The following is an 11,834-nucleotide window of genomic DNA, read 5'->3' as shown; positions in this document are numbered from 1 at the left end:
ATCATAGACACCCATCATTAATTGCATGTTTTTGTGCCTCTTACTAAGCTTTAGGTATTGCTTAAGTAAGAGGTTGTTATGCCCCGTCCTAGAAGTACGCTGATTAGTCTTGAAGACACTCCTTATTATCATTGTTGTAGCCGCGTAGTTCGGCGCGCCTTTCTGTGCGGAGATGAAAGAGACCAATCATAGACACCCATCAAGCCAATCATAGAGTAATAATAACCAATCATAGACACCCATCATTAATTGCATGTTTTTGTGCCTCTTACTAAGCTTTAGGTATTGCTTAAGTAAGAGGTTGTTATGCCCCGTCCTAGAAGTACGCTGATTAGTCTTGAGCTTTTTATTTAACAAGCAGTCCTTATTATTGATTTAACATGGGTAGCTATAGGTCGCTGCTTTGACCGGAGTTAACTCAGCGGCGAAAACCATCGGCTTCCTTGTCTTATCATCGGCAGTAACGCCATTATGGAAACTGTGAGTTTGATGGTTTCTTCTAGTTAGAGAATTGAAAAAGCGACCTTGTGGGGTCGCTTTTTTTGTGGGGATTTGTCAGAGTCTGACCCTACTTGTTTAGACACTACCACTGGCGGAAGCCGCAGGTGTCGATATGAAACCGAATACCGCCATAGATACCCAAACCGACCTGATATTTCTGCCCTACCTTACTATGTATCTCCTTCAGCTTTGACATTAATTCCTCGCGGGAGTAGCTCTTAACCGGCACCATGTCCAAGGCGCAGAACTGCATGTGCTTACTCTGTCCGGCACCGCCAGCTAGGCGATTATACTCATCGGAACGGTCACCAGAGACCGGAATCACATCGCCGATAATCGGCACTATTTCCTGCTGTAAAAAGATCAGCGTATTAGCCATGCTCTGCCATTGGTCGACCTCGGGAAAGGTAAAAACGGAGGTGCCTTTCATCTCCCAACTAGTGCCTTGCAACATCGCTAAGTAAATAGGAATAACTTTCTCGACGCCCTGTTTAGCAAAGAATGCTGTTATCTCATCGTAGCGATCTTCGACGTCGTTAATAATCAACCAACCATGAAAGGCGTCGTAGGTTGGCACCGGATAGCCCTGCACCTTAACGAGCAAGTCTTCTTCGGTGAGCTTAATATCTAGCTGATAGATTTTATCGAGGGTTTGCTTATCGACATCGGCGACCGTGGTGATAGGCATCACCGCCAGTAATAACAGTACTATTCGTAATACATTCATATCCATCCCCTAGGCCGTCAATAGCAATCAAAGGCCGATCGCCTTTGATTGAGTATAGGATGGATATCAGCACATTCTTAGATCTCTTCGCGAGCTGCTTTCGCTCGGGCAAAAGGTGCCAGCCACAGTTAATGGCATAAATAACGACCACCTACTAAGCTTTTGAAAGAGGAATTGCATAGGCACCCATCATTAGTTGTTACGCATGTTCCTTAATATTTACACCACGTTTGAAGTTACCATTCTTATCAAACATCTCAGGGAACATAACCACAGCTTGAAACTTTAAAAACGTATATTTCATTAACTCGTAGCCGATCACTAAGCCGCAAGGCGGTGATGTTCTACCTGCCTTGTAATAATCGTGTGTTAATTCTAAACGTTCAAAACAATATGTTACTGCTACTACACTGTCCCTGCTGTTGATGTCAGCGTAAGACAGAACTACAACTTCATCTCCCTTCCTAATGCTGCTGAACAAGTGGTTGTTATTCGCGCCTCTGCTGAAATCATATACAACATTTTCAAGGTTGTAGTGTTCGCTATAGACCCTGTTGCCACAATTATTAAGAATGAAATTCATAAAAAATTTACTCAAAAACCACAAATTTGGCTTTACATTACCATGCTGAATACTTGTGTGTATACAGTTGTGCATTTGAGCCAGTTATAGACACCCATCATTAATTACATGTTTTAGTGCCTCTCATTAGGCTTTAGGCATTGCTTAAGTAGGAAGTTGTTATGCCTTGCCTTAGAAGTACGCTCATTAGTCTAGAATTTTCGACTGATTAATAATGGGAGGCTATCGATCGTCGCTATCAACCTTTGGTTTTTACTGAGCTAGAAGCGCTTAAAGGAAGGTTACCTGAAGATAGTGGAATATAAGGATGCTTCACTATTCTCCATCTAGAAAGCAATCCGTAATTTACGCTTTAAATCAATAACCTTAACGGAATTCTGGCTCTAGATTTATATTAAAACGGAATAGGGAAGTGGCGTAAGAAGGTTATCAGAAGGAGATTTCAGTCAACGCTAGCTAAAGTTATAGCTCGAAATCATTGGCTAAGGATATAGGCCAATTATCTTGCATACTCTAAATGGATAAATACTATGAATGCTCAAGAATCTTTCGTACATCATATGAATGCAATGCGTGAACACCATAAGTCAGGTGCAACTCATACTTATTCTGTTCCGGTTGATTTACTTTACGCTAGCGCAACAAATGACTCAGGGTTAATGGCTTTTAAAGCAACAGATGTCGCTGGTAATTCGGAAGTTACAGCTGACTTAGAGGCGTATAAAAACGATACAAACTCATTTGTTGAAGGCCAAAGGAGTGGCGCCACAGCATCAGTTACTATATTGAAAGACAATAAAAAACCTAATGATGCAACAACCAATTCATTTGTAGAAGCGATGGAGAATCAGAAAGCTGAAGCAAAAAAAGCGTCTGATGCACTAATTAATAAAAACTACGATAAGTTGATTAAAGCAGGGATTGATCATCCAGGGCAGCAAAAGCGCATTTTATCAGCGACTGAAGCAATTGGTGCATTTTTTACTACTTTGCTTATTTCTGTAGGGAAGTTTTTTGCAAATCTAGCAAGCTCGATTGTTAACTTTTTCAACGATATCGGAGAATGGTTCAGTAATGCTGGAAAATCAATTGCAAATTGGACTTCTGGGGCAATTTCTTCAGTAGGTAAATTCTTCTCCAGTATTTTCTAGTAAATGGATTAATAGGCAGCTTAATTTATTTCCAACGGAGTAGAGCTTAGATATTATATTTGGGCTCTATTTAATGTCCTAGCAGGGCAACCGCATGAGTGTGCGTATTGCGGCGATTGCGAACGGTCATTGCAGTTTAATCACCTACATCAATTTTTCTCTCTCAGTCCTCTTTTTACCCAACAGCTAACCATAGACACTCATCATTAAAGCCATGTGTTGAACGCGGCCACAAAAACCAAAATACCATTGCCCCCATAATTATTCTTTCGCGAAAAATATTCTCAAGTAACACTTCCTATTCATACGAATGATAACTATTATCATATGCGATGTGTTAGTTACACTAATGCCATTGACGACTCAATCATTGCTAAAGGCAAGTTTAGCCGCGACAGAATTAAGGAGGACTGCATGTGTGATATCTCAGCCACTGGAACACAGACATTTAATTGCTTTAAAGGTAAACGTAAACTGTGGGAGTTAAGCGCTAAACTGCTATGTCCTGTGATAGGTACCTGTTTGACGACATCTGAGATCCGTAAGCTGGCAGAGAAAATTGTCGACAAAGAACAGGCTCGAAAAAGTGATTACTGGCTACACACTTGGATCGTTTCCAACTGTGACGTTAAACATCACCTGTCTTTGACGGTACAAAAGCACCTAGATAAAAAGTTTACTGCCGCTATAAAGCGTTTTGGTCTGATTAAATGTCGCGATGAGCTCAAACCAGTCTGGCAGCAACATATAGATCGAGGAGCCAGCGCCGAAGCCCTATGGGCACTGTTAACGCACCCTTTGTGTGATCTGACTATTGAGGAAATGGCTTATGAAACCATTCATATGTTGTCTCATCAGATTGGGGCTGGCCAGGGTGCGGATCTTAAACGCCTACACACTGTTGAAAAGGAGCTGTTAGAACTGAAAAAATCGTTAGATAAAAGTCAGCAAAAAGCCCATCAGACTATCTCTAGTAAAGAGCGGCAGCTAGTTGATCTACAACAACAGCTGGCTGAAATTAAGGCGGACAATTTGCAACTCAAAGAGCACTGCCAGCGACTAGAACGAGAAGGAAATAATAATGCAGCGGCGCTTGAACTAAAGCAGCTACATAACGAACTGGCGAGTAAAAATATCTCGCTTGAGATTTTAGATAAACAGAAACTGCAGTGGCAGCAAAAACTGCAACACAGTGAAGAGAATATTTTGGGTTTAACTCAAAAATTGCAACTACAGAAGCAAGAATCCCGATCTCTAGAAGGGTTAGTAAAGCAGAGTCTGTCTCCTTGTAATAGATGCAGTGCCGCTTCTTGCACCGATTGTCCAGACCTTAAGGGTCTGAAAATTTTATGTGTTGGTGGCCTGCAGCGCATGACTGAACAATATAGGGAGCTGGTGTCTCGTTGTAATGGCGAATTCAGCCATCATGATGGCGGTGTCCAAGACCGTAGCAAGCGCTTAGATGCCATGTTGTGGTCTGCCGATGCGGTTATTTGCGCCTCCGATTGCATCAGCCACGACGCCTACTACAGATTGAAGCGATTCTGTAAGCAACATAATAAGCGTCACTTGTTCATCCCCTCTTCTGGCATATCAAGCTTTGCTAAAGCGATGGATGACGTGGCCAATGAAATAAGCTGCGTCAATTTATAAAAAATAACCTGGCTACCCATAATGGTTCTCTATCTTGAGTATTAACAATAGCGAGCGACTCTAGCTTCAGTTCGTTTATTTATTTCTGGGACTAAGGGCTGAAATTCGACTAGGGATTGTAAATGCTGATCCATAAATTTATTTCCAGCTTGTTTGCCCTGTTGATAATCGAGATGGATGTCGGACTCTTTACTGCCTAATAGTCTGCTCTTTAATCCTTTATCTGGAAAAATTTGGATAACTTCAACACCGGGAGGAGGGGACTCAATAAATTTAAGTGATTCACGGTAGGCATGTTCATGATGCACAAAGTAGTCTATAGCTTTTGGGCATTGGTTTGATGAACATATCCAAGATTTTAAACGATAAATCCAAGGAGTATGAGCTGAATACTCTTTTGGTAAAGTACGTATTACAACTATTTTATGAGCGCCACGTTTATAGGCTTCTTCAACAGGAAGAGGTGCGGATAGTCCTCCGTCAACATGAAACTCATCCCCAAGTTTTACTCCTTTTCTGTACAAAAACGGAAGAGCACTTGAAGCTTTTAAGAGAGTGAGCCAATTATCTTGATTAGGACTAAAAAATTGAGCCTGATAATTAGAACTATTGGTGGTTGAAATAAGTAGTTCACGCTGCTTCAAACGTTTAAAACCACACTCGGTATTTAATTTATGCGTGAGTAATCCGTTTCCTTTTTCGTTTACCACTCCTACTCGATTAAAATACCAGTCGAGGTCGATTGTACTTCTTCCTATTAGCGGTCTCCCTAGGTTAAAAAAGTGAGGGTCTCGTGACAAACTCGCAATAGATGTCTGGGCAAAACCAGGTTGATTGGTAATATAACTTGATAGATTTTGTGCTCCAGCAGAGGTTCCTATGAGTAATTTAAAAGGGTTAAAGCCTTTCTCAAGCCAACTATCGAGAACACCAGCTGTAAATATTCCTCTTTGTCCTCCCCCTTCAGCAACCAGCGCCGTGTGAGCTATGGGGAATGAAACTGAGTTGAATTTATTATCAATGTGAGGGCAGTTATCCTCTAGTTTAATAGGTAAATAAGGATTTAATGACATAAATTGACCTTAATAAAAACAAGTGCTGCATAGGCTAGGTAGTTGTTCTTAATATTAAATACTGCATGAGTGAATATTAATAAAAGAGTTAATCTTTAAATAAGAGAATTAACAGATTAAATTTAATTAGTGGATGCATTTTATCTTTGTTAACTGCTTTTGTAACTAGGATGATACTTGATTAATAATCAAAAAACATTTGGTAATCAATGTATAGGGAGAAGATAAAAACCCATCATAGACACCTATTTATTCTATGGTCTACGGCCACTATGGTCGTGGTGCTTCTCTGACTCCTGAGCAAGAATGACCCCCCGTCCTTATCCTCCTTGCAACCGCTATGACGCGCCAATGTTGTGGCTCATTCGTTAATCACAGCTTTCGATGAGCCCCAGTGACTGCTTTGGTTCACACTCCTCTCTTTCGGTATTTAATCGGCAATTTCCAGTCCCTTACTGACCTACTTTGACATGGGCATTAGCATTAATTTAACAAATGAACAAATTAATGCGCTCCGGGCTAAATCCCATACCTAGGGGCCGTTGTATCAACTAATAAAGGGAAATGATGATGATGAAATTTAACGGGCGCAGTGCCCCACGCAAGACGCTCATTGCAGCCATGCTTCTCAGCCTTCTGAGTGCATGTGGCAGCGATGATGATAATGATGAGTCAACTCCTCCTCCAGCTGAAAATAATCCACCGATTGCTAATCCGGTGGATGCGGAGGCCACTATAGGCAGCAACAGTATTATCGATGCCTTGGCCAACGATACCGATCCAGATGGTGATGCATTGACGATCGAAACCGTAATGGTGTCAGAGGGGACGGGAGCTGCATCGATTCAGGATAATATGATCTTGTTCGAACCTGCCGAGGTGGGGACTAGCATACTCAATTACGTTATCTCGGATGGTAACGGTGGCGATGCAGAGTCAATAGTCACTGTTGTGGTGACATCTGCTGGGCTGGCCTATGTTGGTTCCAATACTTGTATTACCTGTCATACGGACAAGGAATCCTATTTCGAGACGGGTCACAATTTTAAGCTGACTAAGGTCGAGGGCGAGGAACCTCTCTACCCATTCACCTCTCTTGCTGGTGCGCCGGAAATGTTGGATATAGACAATACTCTGGGTAACCCCGCAGGCTGGCAGGACATCAGTTACGTCATTGGCGGCTACAAATCTAGTGCGATGTTCATCGATCAAAATGGCTATATCATGTCTGGTGATAAGGCTGGCGTTGGGGTGGCTCCTAAAGGAGGGCAGATCCCCTATGCGTATGCTTATCAACCCAATACTGCGCCAGATTCACATCCCTACGGTTACTGTGGTAGATGCCATACAACAGGTTGGCAGGATTACACTGAAAATGATAACCGCAACCTGAATAGACAAGATGATATGCCAGGAATGGATGGCACGTTTGCGATGACTGGGATTCAATGTGAAAGTTGTCATGGTGCGGGTAGTGAACATATTAAGACGCCGTCAAAACACAATATTGTTAAGATTGCAGAAGCACGTGTTACTGACGATTTCCTTGCAGAGGATATGGGGTATGGTAAGCCCGCGACCTGTACTGAGTGCCACACTACAGATGATGCCGTTAGGCGTTACCCGGATTATTTGTCTCCCTTTGACCAGGTCTTTGGCGAAGTTACCCAAGGTGCACGCTTGAGCCTGAACACAGGTTTTGGTCCCGAAGGGCGCAGAGATGGTCGTGGTGGCCGTCACGCGGGCACAACCATGATTGGTACTGATCCAGACACTGGTGTGGCTATGGGTAAGAAGAAGGACTTCACCTGCTCAACCTGTCATAACCCCCATAAGTCTGAAAAATATCAGGATCAGCCAGGTCATGATAACGCCATGGTGCGTGAGTGCACCGATTGCCATAACAAGGAGTTTGCCATTGCAGCTCCCGTTCATGAGTTTGTCGCTAAGTGTACCGATTGTCATATGCCTAGTGAGTCTCATTTGTTCAAGATCGATCTGGAGGGTGCAAAAGATGACCCAAGACACTTCTCGGCAGATGGTGACTACATGAAGCCCTGGCTTCGTGCTTTTGATAGCTGTTCAGGCTGTCATGAGGATGACTATGATGAGCGAGCCAGTCGGATAGGGAAAATACACTTATAGTACTCTTTTGCTAGTACTCTTTGGCCAGCGGCGACTTGTCGCTGGCTAACCAGTCCCTACACAGACACTCTTTTAAGGAGGTGTTATAGTGGCATGCATGAACAATTGTGATTCAATTCCCAACATTCACTACCGAGCTCCCTCTATAGAGAACTCTGGTATCGAAGTTATGGATCTTGAGTGCTTCCGCGAAAGGCTCAGTCGCTACGACTTCGATCCCTACCAACCCCACCGAGTGAATTATTTCTGTTTCCTGTTCATTACCAAAGGGCAAGGGCAACATCTAATCGACTTCAAACACTATCCCTACCAGTCGGGCAGTGTTATTTTTGTTAATCGCAATCAAGTACACGCCTTCGATCCAGAGGATTTACCACAAGGTACTATGGTCAACATTAGCACGGACTTCTTCTCCGATAGCGCTTCCAATATACGCACTTCTTACTTTGCTCCGTTTCATCAAAGCATGGCGTCATCGCCCGTGCTAACGACACTACCTGCGGATTTAAACGAGAGCTGCACCGTGCTGTTAAGAGAGGTGAAAAAGGCCATTTATGAGGGAGCTGACGATGATGTGGTGGTGCAGTTACTGATCTCCAGCTTATTGATCAAATTAGGCCGGCAGAGAAAGAGTCATCTTAGCCACTTGAGTGAGCACCAAAAAGATCGCTTCGATCAGTTTATCAGTCTAGTGGAACAACATTTCTTCGAGGCTAGGGAAGCCCTTCAATATGCACAGTGGATGCACACAAGCTACAAGAACTTAAACCTGCTATGCAAATCATGCTGTGGCCGCACAACCAAGCAATTAATCGATTTCAGAATCACGCTTGAGATCAAGCGCAAGCTCGTTATGGACGGTCTATCAGTACAACAAACTGCTGATGATCTAGGTTTCGAAGATATCACCCACTTTAATAAATATTTCAAACGGTTAACAGGTTTCACTCCGGCAGCCTTTAAGCGGAAAAAGAGCGCTGAAGAGCCAATGCAATAAATAGGAGCAGACTCTGACCCTATTTATCCCAGAGTTAATAATTCTGCAGAGAGAGCATCTGTTTCATCTGAGCTTTTTCAGCATCGGTAAGCATAGTCTCGTGGGCGACCTGCATGTTAGTTGGGCAGGCATACTCATTGTCCAAAACCTTATCAAACACCTGAAAATGGCTACCTGTTACTGTCTGATATTGGCAAATTAACAAGTTATTATCAGTTTTAGAGTTCACTAAATTTGCTGTTACAGCAGTATTTAAGGAAGCATGAGCGCTGCCAATTGAGATAAACAAGGTCAGGGCGATAGTGGTTACCGTTTTTACTGCTGTTGCTAACATCTTCGTTAATTGCTTCATCTGTCGCCTCTGCTTAATCATCTACTTTGATAATTAATATAGCGGCAGAATGCTGTACCATAACTGAACGATTTATCGACGCTTTTACTGGCTGACGGTTGCATCAGGGATCGTTAGATAGCAAAATCTAACGTTATAACCAGAATGACTGATGGCTCATGATTAAAGTGAATGAAAATATGCAGCAAGAACTCCCAATTACGATAGTGGCCGAGGGTAAATTTTCGAATTCGCTTAAGCCGTTGTTAACCCAGCTCGAGTTATGGATTAATTTTCAGGCGGTAAAAGCGGATTGGTACGGTAATGAAGATTGCATCTTGTCTTTTGACTTTACTCTGGTCAGGACATTGGAAGAAAAAACACCACTGCTGACGGCTGTGAGCGCAGAAGGTGGAGAGGGTTGGATTGTAGAATCGGGTTACGCTTATCACTATGACAGCAGTAGTCTGAAGACTATCGCCTTTATTGCCGTTAATGACTTGATTCAGAACGGTACTGGTATTGAACAGGCGATAAAGGACAGATTGACAAGTGTAGCGAATGTTATTGGACTACAGCATGGTTTGTTGGCGTTGGTTTAGGAAGCTTTTCTCTGATAGGAATAACATGAATAAGTGGGAAAATAACATGGCCACCATGACTATTTATTGCCGTTATGCTATTTCAGATAGTTGGCGATATTGGTTGGTTTTCCCTATCAATATCGCCAGCGGTATTGACCTTATCGGTAAATCTTTGCAGTGCCTTCCGCTGCCGATGCGACATCGATGGCAAACATGGTATTTACCCCCTGCACAAGTGCAGCCTGAGCCGTAACGCTGTTGTTTTGCTGACCAGTTGTTGCGTTGTGAGCCGCATTCGACAACGCCTGACTGGTTGCTAGCATGAAGTTACCGGTTGCTACAGCGGGCGCATCACCAAGAACTTTAGTGTTTACCTGGGATACCGAGTCGGTGATTTGACTATTTACTGCTGTTGGAAATGCCATAGTTTATTCCTTTAAACTCGTTAAGTAGAGCGGCTTTAATGACCGCGAGTTTATCTGTTTATCGAGATGTTCCTCTAAGATTAAGAAACTGCCTCAAGCCTCTAATGCAAAGTACTTACTCATTGCAATAGTCGTGGAGGTGATATCTAAATAACATGGCTATCCTATCTAGCCGTCTAACAAATAGTGCCAAATTATTTCGAGTTATGACTGTAACTAGACTCGCTCAGAATTACCTTCTGATAGCCTTCCCAAGTTAATAACTTGGCCACCCATAATTATTTATCATGTCAATATTTTGAAAATCTTGTATAAAACCAGAGATCTAGAGATAGGACTTAGATTCTTAAGCATCCAAAGGAACAGTCAACCGAACGATAAATCACTAAAGGATCGGCATTAAAGCTTATGGCTGCCTTTTTTAGTTCTTTATGTTGGATCCATCCCGATCCACATCTCCTTTCTTTCCTACAGTTCGCATCAGTTCTGCGTTGTTACGCAGGCTCGTAAAAGTCTCAATGTGATCAAGTTATAACTATTGAGATGCGTGTTATTTATTTGTATTAATTTGGTTGGGTAAATGATAGATCTTGCTCGTTATATACCGACTAAAAGTTATTCTTGGAGAATAAAAATAATGATAAATATGAGTCTGAAGAATAAATTATTGCTATTTGCTCTTTTACCTGTGGTGGTGATCTTTTTTAGCTTAATGGCTATTACCTACAATATCGAGTCGAATAACCTTGAAAGAAATATTACTTCTTTCAAAGATAAATTAATTCTAGATCGCAAGACGATGTTAAAAGAAGAGATTGAAATTGGCGTTCAAATCGTTGTTTACCAGCGGTCCCTGGGCGAACAAGGAGATGTGAAAGCTGCATTGCGTAACGTGCATTTCGGTAAGTCGGGTTATTTCTTCATCTATGATGAACAGGGAATTAGTATTTTTCATGGCGCTAGCGCTGATAGAGAAGGAAATAATTATCTTGGAATGACAGATGCCAACGGCAAAAAAGTTGTTGTCGGTTTACTTAGGGCTGCCAGAAGCGGTGATGGTATTTTTAGTTATCACAATGATAAACCTGGTGGGAATGGCTTAGTTGAGAAAATTGGTTACGGTGAGATGATCCCTGGTACCGATTGGTTAATTGGGACCGGTGCTTATGTTGATGATATCGAAGCAGAGGTTAGTGAGTATCGGGATGTTATTACACAGAATATGCAAGATAAGGCGATAACCATCTTGATTATCGTCCTTATTATTGTGTTCTTGATAACGGTTGCAGTGTTATTTATTGCTCAGCGAATGGTTCACCCGATTAGAAATATGGTGACTAATTTAGAAGATATTGCCAAAGGAGAAGGGGATCTGACTAAGCGACTCCACATTGAGGGGCATGATGAGATAGCCCAGCTTGGGCGAGCTTTTAACCTGTTTGTTGATAAGCTGCAGGGGATCATCAAAGACGTCGCCAATGTCACCCAAGAGGTAAAGAGTGGCGCAGACAATATTAATAGTCAGACACAAGTGATGGCTGAGCAATTAGCTAGTCATAACAATGAGACAGATCAGGTTGTCACCGCAATCACTGAGATGTCGGCTACCGCGAATGAGGTCGCACTCAATACTTCGCAAGTGGCGGAGGCAACGCTCGCGGCGA

The 11,834-nt window shown here is 42.5% G+C and carries 11 protein-coding genes and 1 pseudogene; 7 read left to right on the top strand and 5 right to left on the bottom strand.

The window, feature by feature from the left end:
* Positions 1 to 78: 78 nt before the first annotated feature.
* Positions 79 to 177: pseudogene (locus CXF82_RS17360) on the top strand (transposase); the annotation flags it as partial.
* Positions 178 to 583: 406 nt separating this feature from the next.
* On the opposite strand, the gene CXF82_RS17355 reads toward CXF82_RS17360, so the two are convergent.
* Both CXF82_RS17355 and CXF82_RS17350 read right to left on the bottom strand, forming a co-directional pair.
* The gene (locus tag CXF82_RS17355; RefSeq protein WP_257982809.1) at positions 584 to 1,228 is read right to left on the bottom strand and encodes a D-Ala-D-Ala carboxypeptidase family metallohydrolase; all 645 of its coding nucleotides are present in this window, start codon (positions 1,226 to 1,228) and stop codon (positions 584 to 586) included.
* Positions 1,229 to 1,427: 199 nt separating this feature from the next.
* Positions 1,428 to 1,811: a hypothetical protein gene (locus CXF82_RS17350; RefSeq protein WP_102044651.1), complete on the bottom strand. Its 384-nt coding sequence runs from the start codon at positions 1,809 to 1,811 to the stop codon at positions 1,428 to 1,430.
* Between the two features lie 530 nt (positions 1,812 to 2,341).
* Between CXF82_RS17350 and CXF82_RS17345 the strand changes: the two genes are divergently transcribed.
* Together CXF82_RS17345 and CXF82_RS17340 are read left to right on the top strand one after the other, a co-directional pair.
* Complete coding sequence (locus CXF82_RS17345; protein ID WP_101089179.1) at positions 2,342 to 2,962, top strand: hypothetical protein; 621 nt, start codon at positions 2,342 to 2,344, stop codon at positions 2,960 to 2,962.
* 414 nt (positions 2,963 to 3,376) lie between these two features.
* A complete protein-coding gene (locus CXF82_RS17340; protein ID WP_180961225.1) occupies positions 3,377 to 4,615 on the top strand; it encodes a DUF2325 domain-containing protein in 1,239 nt (412 codons plus the stop codon).
* A gap of 41 nt (positions 4,616 to 4,656) precedes the next feature.
* Here CXF82_RS17340 and CXF82_RS17335 read toward each other — a convergent pair whose 3' ends face one another.
* Positions 4,657 to 5,688, bottom strand: coding sequence for a patatin-like phospholipase family protein (locus tag CXF82_RS17335; protein WP_101098036.1), 1,032 nt, complete (start codon positions 5,686 to 5,688; stop codon positions 4,657 to 4,659).
* 570 nt (positions 5,689 to 6,258) lie between these two features.
* Between CXF82_RS17335 and CXF82_RS17330 the strand changes: the two genes are divergently transcribed.
* On the top strand, positions 6,259 to 7,833 hold the full coding sequence (locus CXF82_RS17330) for an Ig-like domain-containing protein (RefSeq protein ID WP_102044649.1): 1,575 nt from the start codon (positions 6,259 to 6,261) through the stop codon (positions 7,831 to 7,833).
* A 97-nt stretch (positions 7,834 to 7,930) separates the two neighbouring features.
* Positions 7,931 to 8,830, top strand: a complete 900-nt coding sequence (locus CXF82_RS17325) for an AraC family transcriptional regulator (protein ID WP_102038091.1) — start codon at positions 7,931 to 7,933, stop codon at positions 8,828 to 8,830.
* A gap of 34 nt (positions 8,831 to 8,864) precedes the next feature.
* Here CXF82_RS17325 and CXF82_RS17320 read toward each other — a convergent pair whose 3' ends face one another.
* Complete coding sequence (locus CXF82_RS17320; RefSeq protein ID WP_101093221.1) at positions 8,865 to 9,182, bottom strand: hypothetical protein; 318 nt, start codon at positions 9,180 to 9,182, stop codon at positions 8,865 to 8,867.
* Positions 9,183 to 9,361: 179 nt separating this feature from the next.
* Here CXF82_RS17320 and CXF82_RS17315 point away from each other — a divergent pair, with 179 nt between their 5' ends.
* Entirely contained in the window at positions 9,362 to 9,763 is a 402-nt protein-coding gene (locus CXF82_RS17315; protein WP_102044659.1) for a hypothetical protein, read from the top strand.
* A 140-nt stretch (positions 9,764 to 9,903) separates the two neighbouring features.
* On the opposite strand, the gene CXF82_RS17310 is transcribed toward CXF82_RS17315, so the two are convergent.
* Positions 9,904 to 10,170, bottom strand: a complete 267-nt coding sequence (locus CXF82_RS17310; RefSeq protein WP_101093219.1) for a RebB family R body protein — start codon at positions 10,168 to 10,170, stop codon at positions 9,904 to 9,906.
* A gap of 646 nt (positions 10,171 to 10,816) precedes the next feature.
* Between CXF82_RS17310 and CXF82_RS17305 the strand changes: the two genes are divergently transcribed.
* Positions 10,817 to 11,834, top strand: a 1,018-nt coding sequence (locus CXF82_RS17305; RefSeq protein ID WP_257982808.1) for a cache domain-containing protein, incomplete at its 3' end; no start/stop codon positions are given.

Source organism: Shewanella sp. GutDb-MelDb (assembly GCF_002836075.1).
GTDB lineage: Bacteria > Pseudomonadota > Gammaproteobacteria > Enterobacterales > Shewanellaceae > Shewanella.
The sequence above is the reverse complement of the archived record's forward strand: the minus strand, read 5'-3'. Positions and strand labels throughout refer to the sequence as shown.